The 18,113-nt window shown below is 62.3% G+C and carries 15 protein-coding genes; 1 reads left to right on the top strand and 14 read right to left on the bottom strand.

The window, feature by feature from the left end; genetic code table 11:
* Positions 1 to 265: 265 nt before the first annotated feature.
* Positions 266 to 3,031 (top strand): winged helix-turn-helix domain-containing protein, encoded by a 2,766-nt coding sequence (locus tag BCY88_RS32475; protein ID WP_120348203.1) that lies wholly within the window; start codon positions 266 to 268, stop codon positions 3,029 to 3,031.
* A 29-nt stretch (positions 3,032 to 3,060) separates the two neighbouring features.
* Here BCY88_RS32475 and BCY88_RS32470 read toward each other — a convergent pair whose 3' ends face one another.
* From BCY88_RS32470 to BCY88_RS32400, 14 genes are all read right to left on the bottom strand, one after another.
* Entirely contained in the window at positions 3,061 to 4,338 is a 1,278-nt protein-coding gene (locus BCY88_RS32470; RefSeq protein WP_259461585.1) for a DUF445 domain-containing protein, read from the bottom strand.
* A gap of 8 nt (positions 4,339 to 4,346) precedes the next feature.
* A complete protein-coding gene (phaZ, locus tag BCY88_RS32465) occupies positions 4,347 to 5,150 on the bottom strand; it encodes a poly(3-hydroxyalkanoate) depolymerase (protein WP_259461584.1) in 804 nt (267 codons plus the stop codon).
* A 117-nt stretch (positions 5,151 to 5,267) separates the two neighbouring features.
* The gene (locus BCY88_RS32460; protein WP_120348201.1) at positions 5,268 to 5,690 is read right to left on the bottom strand and encodes a phasin family protein; all 423 of its coding nucleotides are present in this window, start codon (positions 5,688 to 5,690) and stop codon (positions 5,268 to 5,270) included.
* Between the two features lie 58 nt (positions 5,691 to 5,748).
* Complete coding sequence (locus tag BCY88_RS32455) at positions 5,749 to 7,479, bottom strand: alpha/beta fold hydrolase (protein WP_120348200.1); 1,731 nt, start codon at positions 7,477 to 7,479, stop codon at positions 5,749 to 5,751.
* A 47-nt stretch (positions 7,480 to 7,526) separates the two neighbouring features.
* Positions 7,527 to 8,006, bottom strand: a complete 480-nt coding sequence (locus BCY88_RS32450) for a MaoC family dehydratase (RefSeq protein ID WP_259461583.1) — start codon at positions 8,004 to 8,006, stop codon at positions 7,527 to 7,529.
* Positions 8,007 to 8,036: 30 nt separating this feature from the next.
* Positions 8,037 to 9,680, bottom strand: coding sequence for a fatty acid--CoA ligase (locus tag BCY88_RS32445; RefSeq protein ID WP_120348198.1), 1,644 nt, complete (start codon positions 9,678 to 9,680; stop codon positions 8,037 to 8,039).
* Positions 9,681 to 9,968: 288 nt separating this feature from the next.
* A complete protein-coding gene (locus tag BCY88_RS32435; RefSeq protein WP_120348196.1) occupies positions 9,969 to 11,213 on the bottom strand; it encodes an acyl-CoA dehydrogenase family protein in 1,245 nt (414 codons plus the stop codon).
* A gap of 68 nt (positions 11,214 to 11,281) precedes the next feature.
* Positions 11,282 to 12,046, bottom strand: a complete 765-nt coding sequence (locus BCY88_RS32430; RefSeq protein WP_120348195.1) for an SDR family oxidoreductase — start codon at positions 12,044 to 12,046, stop codon at positions 11,282 to 11,284.
* A gap of 44 nt (positions 12,047 to 12,090) precedes the next feature.
* Positions 12,091 to 13,116 (bottom strand): phosphotransferase, encoded by a 1,026-nt coding sequence (locus BCY88_RS32425; RefSeq protein WP_120348194.1) that lies wholly within the window; start codon positions 13,114 to 13,116, stop codon positions 12,091 to 12,093.
* A gap of 24 nt (positions 13,117 to 13,140) precedes the next feature.
* Complete coding sequence (locus tag BCY88_RS32420; RefSeq protein ID WP_120348193.1) at positions 13,141 to 13,827, bottom strand: histidine phosphatase family protein; 687 nt, start codon at positions 13,825 to 13,827, stop codon at positions 13,141 to 13,143.
* 130 nt (positions 13,828 to 13,957) lie between these two features.
* Entirely contained in the window at positions 13,958 to 14,857 is a 900-nt protein-coding gene (locus tag BCY88_RS32415) for a LysR family transcriptional regulator (RefSeq protein ID WP_120348192.1), read from the bottom strand.
* Positions 14,858 to 15,025: 168 nt separating this feature from the next.
* Positions 15,026 to 15,994 (bottom strand): helix-turn-helix domain-containing protein, encoded by a 969-nt coding sequence (locus tag BCY88_RS32410; protein WP_120348191.1) that lies wholly within the window; start codon positions 15,992 to 15,994, stop codon positions 15,026 to 15,028.
* 165 nt (positions 15,995 to 16,159) lie between these two features.
* Positions 16,160 to 16,570 carry a Ros/MucR family transcriptional regulator gene (locus BCY88_RS32405; protein ID WP_120348190.1) on the bottom strand — a complete coding sequence of 137 codons (411 nt, stop codon included), beginning with the start codon at positions 16,568 to 16,570 and terminating at the stop codon, positions 16,160 to 16,162.
* Positions 16,571 to 16,581: 11 nt separating this feature from the next.
* On the bottom strand, positions 16,582 to 18,111 hold the full coding sequence (locus BCY88_RS32400; protein WP_120348189.1) for an MdtP family multidrug efflux transporter outer membrane subunit: 1,530 nt from the start codon (positions 18,109 to 18,111) through the stop codon (positions 16,582 to 16,584).
* Between the last annotated feature and the right edge of the window lie 2 nt (positions 18,112 to 18,113).

Here is an 18,113-nt window from a genome sequence, read left to right as displayed (position 1 = left end):
CGATTCGATGCGCCAGACATGTCTCCTCCACCGGGTGGTTCGGCGTATCATTTCCTGAGCAAACCACCGGTTCAGGCAAAGCCCGCCGAGGGCAATCACCCATGACTGGCCTGCTGCACCGTTATCCAGGTGTCGAACTGCGCGTCTCGTCGCTGGAATCCATAGTGTCTGAGCGCAGCACTGCACAAAATCCCCCATAAAGGGGAGCACGCCTGGATGGATGGGGGATGGCAGCCAGGGTCAACCCGAACGCCTGGAGCAGCTGATGCACGTGATAGCAGCGACGAAGACCGCAAACGCGCCGCCCCTCAACAGGTCACCGCTCGTCCTCGCAACGAAGGTTTTTCCGCCACGCCTGCCCGCCGGTCTGATCGATCGCCCACGCCTTGCCTCGCTTGCCGGGCAGACGGAAACGAAGCGCCTGACGGTGATCAAGGCGCCGGCCGGGTTCGGCAAGACCTCGCTCGCGCTCACCTGGCTGAAGTTGCTCGGCACGACCAGTGCGCGGGTGGCCTGGCTATCGCTCGACGCCGACGATGACGAGCCCGGCCGCTTCTTCAATCATCTCGCCCACGCGCTGCGGCAAGCCTGCGGCAACGTCGGCGCCGCGGTGATCGGCTTGACCGCCGAAGCGTCGTTCGTGCCGGTGAGTTCGCTCGCGGCCACGCTGATTAACGAGCTTGTCGACGTCGACGACGAGGTCTACCTTTTCATCGACGACTACCACCTGATCACCGAGGCACCGATTCACGAAGCGATGTCGCTGTTCATCGCCAATGCGCCTTCGCAGGTCCACGTCGTGCTTTGCACGCGCACGGATCCGCCGTTTCCGACGGCCAAGCTGCGAGCTCACAACGAGCTGCTGGAAATCGACGCGTCGACCTTGAGATTCAACTTCGACGAGACGCGCCGTTTCGTCGAGCACGAATGCCCCGGCAAGCTCGGCAGCACCGACGTCAAGTCGCTCTTCGCCACGACCGAAGGCTGGGCGGCGGCGCTGCGCATCTCCTCCTCAGTGCTGGCCCGTAAAGATCGCCCCCGCGGCTGGCGGACCAGCGCGCCGAGCGGCGCGTCAAGGCCGCTCGCCGACTACCTCGAAGACATCCTGCAGTCCTTACCAGTTGGCATGCTCGAATTCATGCTGCGTACGGCGATACTCGATCGGCTGAGCGCTCCGCTGTGCGAGGCGCTCACCGGCCTCGCGCCGAGCCAGGCCATGCTGGACGCCATCGTTGCGCGCCAGTTGCTGCTGGAGCCGCTGGACCTCGAAGGACACTGGTTCCGCTATCACCCGCTCATGGCCGAGTATCTGCAGCGCCGGCTGGAGGCCGTGCATCACGAAGAGATCGACGGACTGCATCGCCGCGCGTGGCAATGGTATGCGGCGCATCATCAGTGGACCGACGCAGTCAGGCACGCCATTGCGGCCGGCGCGACCGGGGATGCGATTCGCCTCATGGAACACTGCGCCATGTCCCTCCTCAAAGGCGGCGATCTGCTCACGCTGGTCGGCTGGCAACGTCAATTTCCGGCTGACCTGATGCGCGCGCAGATCACGGTCACTCTTGCGATCGCGTGGGGCACGGTACTCGCTCTGCGCTTCGACGACGCAGTCGCGATGCTGGATTCGATCGAACACGATGCCGCTCACAAGCAGATCGACGCAGACCACGTCCGCTCGGAGTGCGTCGCGCTCCGTTCGACACTCGCGGCCTTGCAGGACGACCCGCAACGGGCGCTCGCGCTCACGCAAGCGTATCTGGAGCGGCCGTCGCGCGATTCGTGGACCACCAACGTGGTCTCGAATGTCGCCCGTTTCTGCCACTGGAAAGCAGGCGATCTTGATGCGCTGCATGCCACACCGTGGATTCCCGATTCGATCGCGGAAGACCAGCGCAGCGTATTCTCCACGGTCTACCGGCTTTGTCTGCTCGGCCATGTGGAAATGCAGCAACTGCGCTGTCCGCTCGCTGAGCGCCGTTTCAACGAAGCGATGGATCTTGCTGAACAGCATTCGGGTCCGCAGTCGATAGCGGCGGCCTTGTGCGCGCCAATGCTCGCGCAATTGCGCTATGAACAAGGCAGGCTTGACGAAGCCGAAGCACTGATTGTCGAGCTCATGCCGGTTATTGAACTGGCGGTATTCCTCGACAGCGTGCTGATCGCCTATCGTGTACTCCTTAGAATCGCCGTGGCGCGCGGCAATTTTACGCGCGCGCATGCGTTGCTCGATACCGCACAGGAATTGGGTCAGTCACGTCGATGGAACCGGCTGGTCGCCGCCGGGCTCTCGGAAAGAATCCGGCTCCATCTCGCAGAAGGCCGGTTTGCCGAAGCAAGCGCGTGCGTGGCGCAACTGCGTCAGTTGGCTGCCGCCAACGCCGGGTCGTCCGTTCCGGTCTCGCCGGAGATTGAGAACTACCGCGACCTCGGCGCTGCAAGCCTTGCGATACGACAGCGGCAGACACAGGAAGCGGTCACGATATTGAACGGGGCGCTGGCGCGTCTCGAACATCTGCACGGAGCGTATCTCGCCCTGCGGCTGCGCACCCTCCTCGCGCTGGCGTGGCTGAACGCGGGCGAGCGCGACCGGGCGCTCGAGATATTCCATCAGGTTGCGACAGTTGCAGCGCCTGCCGGGATTTGCCAGTCCATTGTGGATCAAGGACCGGAGATCGGTCCGCTATTGAAGCTCGCCCGCGAAAGCACCCGCGCCGCAACCACCAAAGAGGCCAAAGCGCAGGAAATCGTGGTCTGGCTAGACCGTCTGCTGGATAGCTGGCGAGCACTGCACGAACCCAACAGCCAGGCGCCGCGAGAAAGCGAGCGCGAGCGCCTCAGCTCGCGAGAGCGCGGTATCGTCGAGCTGATCGCACAGGGACAGTCGAACAAGGAAATTGCGCGTACGCTCGGGATCACACCTGAAACCGTGAAGTCGCACGTGAAGAGTATTTTCATGAAGCTCGAAGTCGACAAACGCGCTCAAGCGGTCGCACGCGCGCAGGCACTCGGTCTCGTCAAACACGGCTAGCAGCACCTGATACGCGGGTGATGCCACGCCTACCGCAAGACAAGCAGCACACACGCATGGATCAGCACGCCCACCGTGCCACCGACAAACGTGCCGTTGATGCGGATGTACTGCAGGTCCCGACCGATCTCGGCTTCGAGCTTGCGGCTGACTTCTTTCGCGTCCCAGCCTTTCACCACATCGGTTATCAGCGCCGACAACTGATGGCGATGGCGCAGCACGAGCAGGCCGGCAAGATCGAGCCACCACGCGTTCAACTTGTGCTGAATGGAAGGCTCGCTCGCCACGCCCTTGCCGATGGATACGAGTGTTCCGGCGAGCATGTCGCGCACCACCGGGTTCTTGCTGCCGAGATCGGCAAGCACGGTCGCACGCACATGATCGAGCACGACACCGTAATAGCGCCCCGCTTCAAGATGGCGGATGCAGTCGCGCAGCAGCAGCCGGCCAAAGCGGCGATAAACCGCCGAGGTCCGCAGTTTTCCGGACATATCGTGTACCGCCGCGTCGAACCGATGCCGGAGTTCATGCCCGGGATTCGCCGCCACTTCCTCGATGAGCGCAATGATGCCTTCGACAAATTTGTTGACGATGTAGGCGTCCAGCGATGCCAGCGTGAATTTCGACGCCTCGCTGAACTTCGCCTTGATCAGATTTACGTTGGCGTTCAACCACGTTTGCACGGCGCTCAGTCCGCGATCCAGCAAAGGCTGATGACGATTGCCTTCCGTAAGGATAGCCAGGATCTGGCCCGCGGCGCGCGATACGTCGAGCGTGCGCAAACGCGGAATCACCAGTCGGTCGAAGAGATGCTCGACGTCAGTCTCGTCGATGTCATCGAGCAAGCGGGGAAGCGAGTCGGCCACCGCACCCGCGATCACCGTGCTGTTTTCAGGTACCGCGAGCCATCCTGCCAGCGCTTGCGCCGCGTTGAAATCGCCCAGTCGCCCGACGATGACTTCGGCGGTCAGGAAATTTTCTTCGACAAAGCTGCCCAGACTCTCGGCGATGCGCTGCTGATTCTTCGCAATGATGGCCGTGTGCGGAATCGGGATCCCGCACGGGTAGCGGAACAACGCAACGACGGCATACCAGTCCGCAATCGCGCCGACCGTTCCCGCCTCGGCAAAAGCCCGTGGCCACGCGAGCCACGGGTGCCGTGCCTGCCAGGCGACACAGATGACCAGCAGCCCGATCATCACCGCCAGCAAACAGGTCGCCGCCGTGCGCATGCGCTTCAATCGGGCGAGCTTCCTGTCTGAGCTTGCGTCGCGCTCATTGCGCTGAAAATTTCCCTGCCTTTGCATCGCGGAACTCAACGCGCCTCCTGCCGCAGAAACCGCTTCACCACCGGCGCGACTTCTTTTGCCCGGGTGATCAGGAACAGATGGCCGTCATCGATGACATGCAGGCTCGCATGTCGAATCCTGGCCGCGAGAATCTTTGCGTTCGTGAGCGGCACGATAGGGTCGTCGTTGCCATGCATGACGAGCGTCGTTTGCCGAAGACCGCCTAGCCAGGGCAGGCTGGTCCAACCCGACGCAGCGAGCAACTGATACAGATAGCCGCGGCCGCGCGGCGCTTCGATATGCCGGCTGTGTTCTTCGAGCAACGCGGGGTCGCGCCGGTACGCACCGCCGTAAATCTCCGCTCCGATTTGCCGCAGGTAAGCCGGATCGGTATAGCGTCGCGGCCCGATCAGTTTCGAAAGTACCGACAGCCGCGCGGGCACCATGATCACCCCCGGCGACGTGGCCGCGAGAATCAACCTGCGGCAGCGCCGCGGGTAAAGGTGCGCGAACTGCTGGGCCAGCGCCCCACCCCACGATACCCCGAGCACGTCGACCGGCTCAGCGTAGCCGAGCCGCGTCAGCAGTTTGTCGGCCAGGACGGCGAGCGTGGAAAACCGATACGGGATCAGGGGCGCGGGCGAGCCGCCAACGCCTGGGACGTCGAAGATGATGACGGTCACGTCGTCCAGCGCCGCCACGAACGGCTCAACCAGCTCGAGATTCGCTCCGATACCATTGAACATGAGCAACGGCGGCGAAGCGCCGCTACCGCGCCGCACTGCGACGCGCAGCACCTGGCCGTCCAGATCGATCGTCTGAGTTTGCATCGCGTCAATAGACTCCACGCCTGTTTGTACGTCGGTCATTCTGTCGGCCCCAAGTTGGACGCTGCGCTTCGTTTCGTTTTGCTTCGTTTTGTTATAGCCGCGGCTCGCACCGGCTCGTCACTTCTTCGGTTGCACGAGGGCTTTCAGCTCTTCGACGTGCTCAGCAAAGCGTTTTGTGACGACAGCGATGCTGTCGGTTTGGGCCCGGTACGCCGCGTCCGCGAGCTCCTGCATGTCCACGAAGGCCTTTTGCAATGCCTTTTGAACCCCTTCACCCGTTGCCGCAGCGGACTCGCCGCCGGGAGTCCGCAAACGCGTCACGAGCGATTGCAGTTCTGTGATCGTCGAGCGCGCGATATCCACCTGCTTCTGGCCGAGTTGCTGCACGCCGGCGAGCGCAGTCATATTCGCCTCGGCGAGCGCTTCAATGTCCTTGCGGCGCGATTCGAGGATGGCGGCTACGTCGACGCCCGGCAGTTTGAACTGCGTAATGAGCTTCGTATATTCGCCAAAGATGTTGCTGGGTTGCGTTGCTGCCATGATGACTCCGTTAAGGTAACTTCAAAAAATCGGTATCGCTATTCGGCAACCATGCCGCTTAGGCTTCCGAAACATAGGCCCCGGGTGCTTTCGCACCGACCGGGTGCCGTTCACTGCCGAGCGCCGTCGGCGCTGCACGCTTGTCGCCGGATCGGGCGACGAGCCAGTCTCTCCAGTTGCCCCACCACGAATCCGTTTCTGCCTTTGCACCGGCAAGCCATGCATCGGCATTCGTCGGCAACTCGGGGTTGAGGTAGTACTTCGCCTTCGGATTGCCCGGCGGATTGATCAAGCTCTGGATATGACCGCTTGAACTCAGAACAAAGCGGGTACTGCCGCCGAACGTCGTGGCGGTGTTGTACACCCCCTTCCACGGCGTAATGTGGTCCGTCATGCCCGCCACCACATACTTGTCGCACTTGACCTGGGACAGGTCGATCGGCGTGCCCAGCACCGTCAGCGCGCCAGGCTTGCTGAACAGGTTCTGCGTGAAAATGTCGAGCAACTGCCCATGCAGCTTCGCCGGAAGCCGGGTCGTGTCGTTGTTCCAGTAAAGGACGTCGAAGGCAGGCGGCGCATTGCCGAGCAGGTAATTGTTGACCCAGTAGTTCCACACCAGATCGTTGGGTCTCATCCAGGCGAAGACTCGCCCCATTTCCTCGCCGGCCAGCACGCCGCGTGAAATGCTGTGCTGCTTGGCCGCCGCAATCGCCTCGGGCGTTGCAAAGAGACCGAGTTGCGAGTCGGTAATATTGTCGAGTACGGCGACCATCAACGTAGTGGCATTGACCGTCGTATCGCCGCGGCTCGCAAGATGTCCAAGCAGGGCCGAGATGGTCATCGCACCGGAGCACGCGCCATGCAGGTTGACGTCGTCGCAGCCGGTGATCTCGCGCACCGCCGCAATGGCTTCCACGAGTGCGCGGACATACGTGTCCAGATCCCAGTGGCTTTGCGCGGCGGTCGGATTGCGCCAGCTGACGACAAAAACCTGGAGCTCGTTACTGACCAGATAGTCGACGATGCTCTTGCCCTCGGACAGATCGAAGATATAGAACTTGTTGATCTGCGGCGGCACGATCAGTTGCGGCCGGCTATAGACCTGCTGCGTCGTCGGTGCATACTGGATCAGTTCCAGTACTTCATTGCGAAACACAACCGCGCCTGCGGACGTACCGAGGTTCTTGCCGAGCTCGAAAGCCGTCTTGTTGACCTGCGCCGGCATGCCGTGATTCTTGAGCAGGTCCGTCACGATGTTGTTGCAGCCGTCGAGCAGGCTCGCGCCACCCGTATCGATCACTTTCTTGAGCGCGGCGGGATTACCCAGCAGCGTGTTCGTCGGCGAGGCCGCGTCGGTCAGGAGCGACATCACGAACCGCGCGCGCTCCTTGTTCACCGGATCCAGAGCGGAGCGATCGACGAAACCCGCCAGCGCATTGCGCCACGCGAGATAGCCTTGCAGCGTCATGCGATACAGCGAATTGTTCTGCCATGCCGCATCGGCGAAGCGTTTGTCGCCTTTAGGCGGGGTTGCTTCCGCGCTACCCGAGAAAAGCCCCAGAAGCTCGCGAGCAAAAGCCACTTCCTGCTCCATGACGAGACCCGGTTGCCGCCATGCCTGAGCGCCGATCTGCTGCGCGGTGGCGAGAATGTCGCACGGCCGCAGTCCGACAAAGGGATTCGGACCCAGCATGCCTTCTGCCGCCGACGCCGCGAGATCGTCAGCCTTGTCACCGGGTTGCGAGTTCTGCTGCGGGCTTTGTTGTGGGCTTTCAGTGGTCACCGCCATTTTGCTGCTCCTTCGGGAATATCTTCCGCTTCGCCAGACGTTGTGGATTACGCGACCAGCATCGCGAGGGTTTCTGCAATCAACGCCGGCTTGTCCTCGCCATCGATCTGCAGCTCGTTCATGACCTTGATCAGGATCCGGCCGCCACCCTTGCTCTCAGCCGACACGAGCGTCATGCGGCTACGCACTCGCGCGCCGGCCTTAACGGGCGTCATGAAACGCACCTTGTCCAGACCGTAGTTGAGGCCGGCCGACGCGTCCCTGGGAACGATGCCGATCTCGATAGCGAGGCCTCCTAACAACGACAGGGTCAAATAACCGTGTGCGATCGTGCCGCCGAACGGACTCTCGCGCCTCGCCCGTTCCTCGTCGACGTGAATCCATTGTTTGTCGCCTGTACACTCGGCGAACGCATTGATACGCGCTTGATCGACCAGCACCCAGTCCGACACGCCCAGTTCGCGCCCGACGAACTCGCCAATGGTGGCGACGCTGTAATTCGCCACGTTGTCTTTGCTCATACTCATCGCTTCCACTCCCGGAAATTAGCTGGCCAATCAGGCGAACTGCTCGCGCAACCACTTCTTGTTGGTCTTGCCGACACTCGTCTTGGCAATCGCATCGACGAACTTCACCGTCTGCGGCACCGCATACTTCGAGATCTTTCCGGATGTGCTAAACGACAGGACGTGCTGCTTGATGTCGTCCTCCGTAACCGCCACCCCATCCTTGAGCACGACCAGCGCGACCGGCCGCTCGCCCCACTTCTCGTCCTTGATGCCGATGACCGCCACTTCGGACACGCCCTCGTATCGCGAGATCAGGTTTTCCACTTCGAGCGATGAAACCCACTCGCCGCCGGACTTGATCACGTCCTTGAGACGGTCGGTGATCTGCACGTTGCCCGTGGGATCGATACTGGCAATATCCTGCGTGTGGAGATAACCGCCGGCCCACAGTTGCCGGGAAGCTTCGGGATTGTTCAGATAGCCCTGCGTGAGCCACGGCGCCCGCGCGACGATCTCGCCTGTGGCTTTGCCGTCGTGGGCAAGCTCTGCCATGTTGTCGTCGACGACCCGCAGATCGACCAGCGGAACGGGCCGGCCCGTCTTGCAGCGCAGGCTGAGTTGCGCGTCGGCGTCGAGTTTTTCGGCACCGGGCGGCAGTTGCGCGAGACTGAGCACCGGGCAGGTTTCCGACATGCCGTAACCGACGAACACGTCGATGCCGCGCTCAAGCGCTGCCTTGGCGAGACCTTGCGGCAGCGCGCCGCCGCCGATGATGATCTTCCACTTGCTCATGTCCGTCGCCTTGCCTTCCTCACACGAGAGCAGCATGTGCAGGATCGTGCCGACGCAATGCGAGAACGTGACGCCTTCTTCGCGCACGAGCCGCGCGAGCCGGTCCGGCAAATAGCGGCCGGGATAAACCTGCTTCACACCCAGAACCGTGGCGATATACGGCATGCCCCACGCGTGGACGTGAAACATCGGGGTGAGCGGCATATACACGTCGCCACGATGGAAACGCTGTCCCGAGACGGGGCTCGCCAGTGCCGCCATCAGGGTGATGGTGTGCAGAACCAGTTGCCGGTGCGTGAAGTAGACGCCTTTGGGAAGACCCGTCGTGCCCGTCGTGTAGAAAGTCGTTGCACGTGTGTTCTCGTCGAAGTCGGGAAACACGTAGCTCGTGCTGTTTGCCGTCAGCATCGCCTCGTATTCCGTCGCGAAGGGAATGCTGTGTGAGGAAACTTCACTGCCCGGTTCATCGATCCAGATGAAGGTGCGCACGGTTTCCAGTTTGTCCCTGATCGCTTCGATCACCGGCAGAAAATCCGTGTGAACCAGCAGGACTTCAGCGCCTGCGTGATTGATCGTGTAGGCGATCTCGGCCGGGGACAGACGCACGTTCACGGTCTGCAACACAGCACCCATCATCGGCACCGCGAAATAGCACTCGAGATAGCGGTGGCTGTCCCAATCCATTACCCCGACGGTGCTGCCGTGGCGCACGCCAAGCTGGTTCAAACCGTTGGCGAGGCGCGCGATACGTTCGCGCAACGTCGCATAGGTCATCCGGAACTGATCCCGGTAGACGATCTCCTCGTCCTGCGCCTGAACGAACGGTGTGAGCAACAATTGCTTGATCAGCAACGGATAGGCGTAGGCGTCGGATCCTGGCGTCGTGACTTCGTCCTGCATCTGTATCTCCTTCAGTCCCAAATTGGATTGCAAGCGTGAGTTGCATAGATAGCTGGCAGGCGAATGCTGATCGAGTTGTTCTTGCTGGCCTGCTGCGATAAACGCGTTGGGATAATCATGCAAGTGTCGGAGCGCGCGAAATACCCCCTGAATGGGGGAGCGCCGCGGACACAAAGGGGGGAGAGATCAGGTGGACGCGCGTTGCCGGAGCAAACGCGGTCCTTGGAGAGGGGAATTGAAAGCTTTGAAACTGAGCTTTGAAACCGACTTTGAAACTGAGGCCAGGCGTTACATCGGCGTCGTCAGATAGGGATTTCCCTTACCCGGTTCATAGCGCTGCGCCTTGAGTTCCATGCGCGCAATGCTCTGCAGATGAACCTCGTCCGGGCCATCCGCGAAGCGCAACGCGCGGCCCCACGTCCAGCTTTCGGCCAATGGCGTGTCGGGGCTCAGACCCATCGCGCCGAACACCTGCATCGCCCGCTCGCACACGGCGGTGTGAACACCCGGCACGAGCGCCTTGATCATCGAGATTTCCTTGCGCGCCTCCTTCGCACCCACGTTGTCGATCATCCATGCGGCCTTGAGAACGAAGAGCCTTGCCTGATCGATTTCGATGCGTGATTTCGCGATCCATTCAGCAACCGTGCCATGCTCGAACAGCGTCTTGCCGAATGCCACGCGCGCCTGGGCCCGCTCCACCATCAGCTCGAGCGCCAGTTCCGCCGCGCCGATCGATCGCATGCAGTGGTGAATCCGTCCCGGGCCGAGACGCGCCTGCGCGAGCGCGAAGCCACTGCCCTCTTCGCCCAGCAGATTCGAACGGGGTACGCGCACGCCTTTGAACTCGATCTCGCAGTGTCCTTCCGGTGCTACGTGATTGACCACCGTGATATTGCGAACCACTTTGACGCCAGGTGTATCGCGAGGCACGAGGATCATGCTCTGCTGACTATGACTCGGCGCGTCCGGATCAGTTTTGCCCATCACGATGAAGAGTTGGCAATTCGGGTGAGCCGCATTCGTGATGAACCACTTGCGGCCGTCGATGACATAGTCGTCCCCGTCAGCTCGAATCGACGTCGTGATATTGGTCGCGTCTGACGAGGCCACGGCCGGCTCCGTCATTGCAAACGCGGAGCGGATCTTGCCGTCGAGAAGGGGCTTGAGCCACTGCTGCCGCTGAGCGGGCGTGGCAAACATATGGAGCAGTTCCATATTGCCCGTGTCGGGCGCATTGCAGTTGAACACTTCGGACGCCCATGGCACACGCCCCATGATTTCAGCAAGAGGCGCGTACTCGAGATTCGTCAGGCGGGTACCGGGTTCATCGTCACGCAGATGCGGCAAGAACAGGTTCCACAGACCTTCTTCACGCGCCTGCTCTTTCAGCGCCTCCATAAAGGAGACCGGATATTGACCTGCGCTCACTTCGTCGTGCCATTGCCGGATACGCGGAACGATGTGAGCATCCATGAAGGCACGCACCTGGGTGCGCAACGCTTCGACCTTCGGGCTGTAGGCAAAATCCATTTCTACTCCTCCACAATCGTGATTGATGCCGCCGACGCCTTGATCTGTACCAGGCGTCGGCCCTTTGACTAGATGGTCAGTCCACCGTCGACGACGACACACTCTCCATTGGTATAGCTGGCCGCGTCGGACACCAGATAAAGCACGGTACCCGCCATCTCGCGAGGCTCCGCGTGGCGCCGCAGCGGAATCTGCGACAGCCATGTTTCGTACGTAGCCTGATCGGCGAAAAGCGCCCCCGCAAAGCGGGTTTTGGTCAATCCGGGGAGCAGCGCATTCACCCGAATCCCCAATGGCCCGCACTCCTTCGCGAATGCCCGTGTCATGTTGACAATGGCGGCTTTGGTGATCGAGTAGATGCCCTGCTTGTCGCCAGGCTGCAAGGCATTGACCGAAGCCGTGTTGACGATCGCACCGCCACCGTGCTCCCGCATCAGCTTGCCCGCCTCCACGGACATGAAGAAGTAACCGCGCAGGTTGACTTCCACCGTCTTCTCGAAGGACGTCAGATCGGTGTCGAGAATGTGGCCAAAGTACGGGTTGGTCGCCGCGTTGTTGACGAGAATGTCCAGACGGCCATGCCGTGCGCGAATGTGCTGGAAGATCGCGAGAATGTCCTCGATACGCCCGACATGGCACGGGTGTGCTTCGGCACTCCCGCCGGCTTCCCTGATCTCGCGTGCCACCGATTCGCAATCGTCCTGCTTGCGGCTCGACACGATCACATGCGCCCCCTGTTCGGCGAGCAGTTTGGCAATCTCTTCACCAATGCCGCGGCTCGCCCCCGTTACCAGTGCAATCTTCTCTTTCAGATCAAACAAATTGGTCGTCACAATCAGTATTCCTATGTCTGTGTTCCGGTTTTACGTCTGTATCTTCAGATCAGGTCGGTGCCCATTCTGGCAAGCGCCCCAGTCATATCGCCCACCTGGCGCGCCTTTTCATTCGAGGCGTTACCGCCCAAGGCCCGCTTCTTCACGCCCTGTGCGATAGCGGCGAGCCGGAAAAAGCAGAACGCGAGATAGAAGTTCCAGTTCTCGATCGCGGCAATGCCCCGCAGCCCGCAATACCGCTCGACAATCGACGCCTCGTCGGGCACGCCCAATGCCGCTCGATCCATGCCTGCGAGTCCCGCGATATGGCTGCCTGGCGGCAGCCGCAAACACATGCAGAAGTACGCGATGTCGGCGAGCGGATCACCGAGCGTGGAGAGTTCCCAATCGAGAATCGCGCGAACTTGCGGCGCCTCACGCTGGAAAATGAGGTTATCGATACGAAAGTCGCCGTGCACGAGCGAAGGCTTGCCGGTTTCCACCGGGCAGTGAGCAGGCAGCCATTCGATCAGCGACTCCATCGCTTCCAGCACATCGGTCTGCGCGGCCCGATATTGTTTGGTCCAGATGTCGATTTGACGTGCGAAATAGTTGCCCGGGCGGCCGTAGTCCGACAAGCCGGCTTCGTCGATATCCACGTCGTGAAGCGCCGCCATCGTGCGGATCAGGGCGTCGTAGATCGCGCCACGTTCCGCGACGGGTACTTCCGGCAGCGCCGGATTCCAGAAGATTCGCCCGTCTTCGTAGCTCATTACGTAAAACAGGCTGCCGATGACGTCACGGTCCTCGCAAAGATGCCATGCACGCGCGACAGGGACCGGGGTTCGTCCCAGCGCCGACAGCACGCGAAACTCACGATCAACGGCATGGGCGGACTTGAGCAGCACGCCGGGAGGTTGACGCCTCAGCACGTAGCGACCGCTTTGCGCATGCAGAAGAAACGTCGGATTGGACTGTCCGTCGGGAAATTTTTCGACGGACAACGGTCCTTGAAAGCCGGGTACGTGCGCCGTCAGATAGCCTGAGAGGCCTTCGATGTCGAATTGAGAGTGAGCGTGGGGGTGGTTCATCTGTAGAGGGAATACCGTTGAAGATCAGCCGTAGGTGACAAATTCACGCCTCCCGGCATGTTCGAGGTGAGGCACTGAATTGAAGCTGACCAGCGACATCGCGTCGTGGTTAAAGACGTATTGGCAAACGCTGCTGTTGCGGATCTGCAGGTTCAATGCAATCGCCGTGGCCGCGGGCGCCTGCAGAACCTGCTGGGCGATCACCGCGATCGGGCCACCCGAACTCACCACCAGAACGCGCCCACCGCCAGCCCGCTGGATGTCGGTACGCGCACGTTGGACACGCTCCTGGAATTGGCGCCATGTCTCCGGCACACGGCCCGGCAGACGATCGTCGGCCCAAAGCTGCAGCACGTGTCTGAGCCCTTTGTAGAAGTCTTTCTTTGAACTCGTGGCCGACATATCCGCAGACAAACCCGCGGGCAAGCGCTCGTAGCCGAGGGCGGCGAACAGGGCCTGGAAGTCGTATTCGTTCAGACCCGCGTTTTGCGCGATCTCGACTTGCGGGTCACCCAGCGCAGCCAGAATTCCGTCGGCGGTTTGCCGATGCCGCTGCATCGTGCCCATGACAATGCGATCGAATCGCAGATTCGCCTGCGCGAAGTACTCGCCGAGCCAAAGCGATTGGGTACGACCGCAGGGAGATAGCTCGTCATAGTTTTCGGCGCCGAAAGACGCCTGGCCATGCCGTACAAGATAGAGTTCTGCCATGCCAGCCTCGCTTCAACATGGCTAGCAGAATACCGAGCGCCGAAGTATTCAGGAAATTGATTATTGTGATAGATCGCAATAAGTTTTCGTGACACCTGGCATGGCGGCCCGTGCGCCCCATCGTCGCCGATTACTGGTTCATTTCGCGCATGAGGCGGGCAATCTGCTCGCGCAGCCAGCGATGAGCCGGGTCCCCGGTCACGCTCCGATGCCAGTAGCAATGCGACTGAAGATCCGGAAGATCGAACGGCAACGTGAGGATGCGCGCGTCATATCGCTGAAGAAGCACGAGCGGAGCCGTCAGCACCAGATCGGTCCGCATCGCGATCAAGGGGGCGACCAGATAGTGTTGAACCCGCGTCTGAATCGATCGCCTGAGGCCCAGCCTGTTCAGTTCCGCGTCGACGAGGCCCGACCCCTGCGGGCGGCTCGATACGTGTATATGACCGAACTTGAGGTAGTCGTCGATCGTCAGCTTCCTGCGTTTGAACGGATGATCGTGGCGCAGCATGCAGGCATAACGGTCGCGGCCCAAGGGCTCCTGCTCGAGGTAAGGATCGTCGATCAGCGGCGCGTCGATCGCCAGATTGACCGCCCCGCTAGCTAGCGCTTCCGGAACCTCTCTGCGCGTCGTGAAGTAGCTTTCGATACGGATGCCGGGCGCCAGTTGCTGCAGCACCTCCTCCAGCGCGGGCAGCAGGAGTGCCTCCGTGAGGTCGGTCATGCTGAGGCGGAAGGTTCGTTCAGACGACGCGGGATCGAAGCGCTCTCCGGCGTGAGTGCTCGAGTCAAGCAGTTGCAGCGCCTCACGAACCTGGCCGATCATGTTTTCCGAAACAGGCGTCGGTATCATGCCGGCCGACGTGCTGACAAAAAGCTGATCGTCGAATGCCTTGCGCATCCGCGCCAGCGCATTGCTGACAGCAGGCTGAGTGATGAACAGCAGCTCCGCTGCGCGCGTCAGATTTCGCGTTCTGTAGACGGCTTCGAAGACCACGAAGAGATTCAGATCAAGCTTGGACAGACGCATTCCCGATTTCCCCGACGCCACTCGAACTACCTTCCCCACTCCTCTTATTCACACGCATGCATCGATGCGGTGTCACGGAGCAACCCCGGCGAGTTTACTCCGGCGAGCGGGAGACCGCCAAACAGCGGTAATGAGGACATGTCGCGCGCGCTCAATCGAAAGGACGACTCACTTACCCTGCAGCATGCGGGTGCGCCAGCTGTTAGGCGACTCGCCGACCATCCGCCCAAAGACGGTCGTGAAATGCGCGTGCGAGCCAAAGCCACAACTGAGCGCGACGTCGAGCACGCTGAGCGTCGACGAACGCAGCAGCACCTGGGCGTGTTCGATCCTGCGCCGCAGCAGGTACGCGTGCGGCGAATAGCCGGTCGTCGAACGGAATTGCGCGGCGAAATGCATGCGGGTCAAGCCCGTGCTGGCGGCAACATCGGCAAGTCCGATCGGCTGCGCGAGATTCGTTTCGATGAAATCGAGCGCGCGCCGCAGACGCCACGCCGGCAGCGGCGCCGCTTGCCGCTCGGTACGCGGTGCGCGCTCGGCCGCGCGCGTGAGCAGGCGCGCGACAATCGCGTCGCACACGCTGTCCGCGAACAGCCTGCCTGAGGCGTCGGCAACCGGATTGACCTCCTCGAGCGCGGTTGCGAGCCGCTCGACCGCGACGTCGCGGAAGACGCGCGGGTTCGCGATGGCCCCGAGCGGCTCCCGCAGCGCACCCTCGGCCTCCTCGTAGCGCCTCGACAGCAGATCCGGCTCGATGAACAGATGCATGACGCGGCACGACGTCGAATACGACGCACTGACGCTTTCGCCAGGCGCCGTGATCTGGATCGAGCCCGGCATCACGGGGCCGTCCCAGATCACGTTGCTGCCGTGCTGGAGGCGCACTGTGGCGGGCGTCAGACTGATGCCGACAATGCAGAACCGGTCGTCGCGGCGGCTCGACACCTCCCGTCCGTCGCCGGGCTCCTGGGCCCAGCGCGCCACAGCGATCCGTTCGCCGGCGACGCTGCCGGCCACGGATGGCGGCGGGCAACGCCAGTCTTCCTCGACCAGCACGACCGGATGGGCGGCGGCCCCGCTGCCGGTGGCACAACCCGCCTTGCTGCCGCGCGCCACATTCGATGTCCTCGTGATCATGTACGCCTCTCCTGTCGATGCAGGCGATGCGCCCGCGACGAAAGCCGGCCGGCGTCCTCGCCGGGTCTCGACAGTTCCTGATCTTGCGCAGTCCGGCGGCGGCGCAACATCCCCCCTTCGGGGGAGTGCGACGGATGCGGCGTCCCTCGTTCCTCGTTCGTCGGGTCATCTCAGGTCGCCGCGACGCGGCTTGATTGCGCCCGTGGGATGGAGCCTTGCAATCGACGAGCGCAGCGCGGAATAAGCCGGTGCGACCATCGGGTAGTCGGCGGGCAAGCCCCACTTCGCGCGGTATTCGGCGGGGGTCATCGCAAAGCAGTGCTGCAGGTGGTACTTGAGCGACTTCAGCTTGCGGCCGTCTTCGAGACACACGAGGTAGTCGTCATGCACCGATTCCTCGATCGGCACCGCGGCCCGTTGCTGCGCGGCCGGTGCCGAGGCCGTGCGCAATGCGGCGAGCGCTGCGTAGGTGCTCGAGATGAACCCCGGCAGATCGGCCGGCGGCAACGGATTGCACGACACGAAGCTCGCCACGATTTCGGCGGTGAGCTCGATCAGATCAATGTCATTCCTCACGTCCGGCCTCTCTAGTGCGCTTTCGTGCCGGCCGGGTCTCCCGGCAGGTCGTCGCTGCGATAACCGCCACCGAGCGCGCGGGTCAGCACGATGCCCGCCTCGATCTCGTCGCCGGTCAGTTGCACGAGCTCCAGATTCCCGGCGATGACGGGTGCCTTCGCCTGCATCGCGCTCGTCCTGTCGCCGAGGCCGGTCTGATAGCTCGCCTCGGCGCTGTCGCTCGCGAAGCGCAACGCGTCGATGCGCTCGCGCTGCAGATGCACGCGGTGGTCGAGGTCGCCGATCTCGCTGCCGTTCTGCGCGACGTCGCGCACCGCGTCGAGCACCGCCTGGTCGTACTGTTCGATCAGCGTGTTGCTGGCCGTGCGCGCGCCGTGCAGGTTCGCGTTCAGGCGGCCGCCGTCGAAAATCGGCAGCGTGAGGCCGGGAATGAGGTTGATCTGCTGACTCGAGTGCAAGAACAGGTCGCGCATTCGCAGTGCGTTGAATCCGAAGAACGCGGTGATGTCGAAGCTCGGATAGAACGCCGCTTTCGCCGCATCGATCCGGTCGAACGACGCCTCCACCAGCCAGCGCATTGCCTGCAGATCGGGGCGCCGCGCGAGCAGTTCATACGACAGCGTTGCGGGCAGCGAAACTGCCGGCGCAGGCAATGGCACCGGCATGATCGCAGGCAGATCGTCGGGGCCGACGCCCGCCAGCGCACGCAGCGCCTCGCGCGCGTGCACGATCTGCTCCTCGCTCGACGCGATCTGCTGGTCGATCGCGAGTACCTGCGAGCGCGCTTCGGCGCTTTGCGTCAGCGCTTCGAGGCCACGCTCGTGCCGCGCCGATCGCGTGTCGAGTTCGAAAGCACGCACTTCGCGAAGTTGCCGCAGCAGATCGAGACTCGCGTAGGTAATCTGGATACTGTAGTAAAGCTGTGCGACGCCTGCCGACAATTCAAGCTCGGCCTGCGCCGCCTCCGCACGCCGCGCATTCTGCTCGCCGAGCGCCGCGCGCACGAGGTCGCGCTGCTTGCCCCAGACATCGATGTCGTAGTGCGCGGCGACCCCCACGAGCCCGCTCCAGTACCACGGCCCATACGCGCCGATCGCCGGATCGTGCGACGAATACGCGCTGAGAAAACCGTGCCCCGAAACTCGCTCGCGATCCGCACTGGCAAGCGCGGACATCTGCAAACCCGCCCCCGCGCGGATCAGTTCGACCTGCGCATGAGCCTGGGCGACGTGCTCGCGTGCGATCGCGAGCGTCGGCGCATGGGCAAGCGCGAGACTGATGAGCGTATTGAGTTGCGCATCGCGATACTGCTCCCACCAGCGCGCGGACGGCCAGGCTTCGTTCGCGAGATGGATGTCGTCGGCAAGGCGGATCTGTTGCGGCGCAATCATCGCGGCGGGCGGACTGTCGTGATGGATGATCGCGCACGAGGCCAGCAACGGCAGTGCGAGAGACGCAAGCCAGTGGCCAACACGCCGAGCAGCCGGCCGGGGATTCAACGAGCGCAGCAGGCGGCGCAGGATGTGGGCAAAGCGTGTCATCG

This window comes from Paraburkholderia fungorum, assembly GCF_003610895.1.
GTDB lineage: Bacteria > Pseudomonadota > Gammaproteobacteria > Burkholderiales > Burkholderiaceae > Paraburkholderia > Paraburkholderia fungorum_B.
The sequence above is the reverse complement of the archived record's forward strand: the minus strand, read 5'-3'. Positions and strand labels throughout refer to the sequence as shown.

Coding starts and splice junctions, on each gene's coding strand:
- BCY88_RS32455 (WP_120348200.1), bottom strand. CDS start 7,479: ATGGCGGTGACCACTGAAAGCCCACAACAAAGCCCGCAGCAGAACTCG.
- BCY88_RS32410 (WP_120348191.1), bottom strand. CDS start 15,994: ATGATCACGAGGACATCGAATGTGGCGCGCGGCAGCAAGGCGGGTTGT.
- phaZ (WP_259461584.1), bottom strand. CDS start 5,150: ATGCAAACTCAGACGATCGATCTGGACGGCCAGGTGCTGCGCGTCGCA.
- BCY88_RS32450 (WP_259461583.1), bottom strand. CDS start 8,006: ATGAGTATGAGCAAAGACAACGTGGCGAATTACAGCGTCGCCACCATT.
- BCY88_RS32425 (WP_120348194.1), bottom strand. CDS start 13,116: ATGAACCACCCCCACGCTCACTCTCAATTCGACATCGAAGGCCTCTCA.
- BCY88_RS32400 (WP_120348189.1), bottom strand. CDS start 18,111: ATGACACGCTTTGCCCACATCCTGCGCCGCCTGCTGCGCTCGTTGAAT.
- BCY88_RS32420 (WP_120348193.1), bottom strand. CDS start 13,827: ATGGCAGAACTCTATCTTGTACGGCATGGCCAGGCGTCTTTCGGCGCC.
- BCY88_RS32415 (WP_120348192.1), bottom strand. CDS start 14,857: ATGCGTCTGTCCAAGCTTGATCTGAATCTCTTCGTGGTCTTCGAAGCC.
- BCY88_RS32475 (WP_120348203.1), top strand. CDS start 266: ATGCACGTGATAGCAGCGACGAAGACCGCAAACGCGCCGCCCCTCAAC.
- BCY88_RS32470 (WP_259461585.1), bottom strand. CDS start 4,338: ATGCAAAGGCAGGGAAATTTTCAGCGCAATGAGCGCGACGCAAGCTCA.
- BCY88_RS32445 (WP_120348198.1), bottom strand. CDS start 9,680: ATGCAGGACGAAGTCACGACGCCAGGATCCGACGCCTACGCCTATCCG.
- BCY88_RS32460 (WP_120348201.1), bottom strand. CDS start 5,690: ATGGCAGCAACGCAACCCAGCAACATCTTTGGCGAATATACGAAGCTC.
- BCY88_RS32435 (WP_120348196.1), bottom strand. CDS start 11,213: ATGGATTTTGCCTACAGCCCGAAGGTCGAAGCGTTGCGCACCCAGGTG.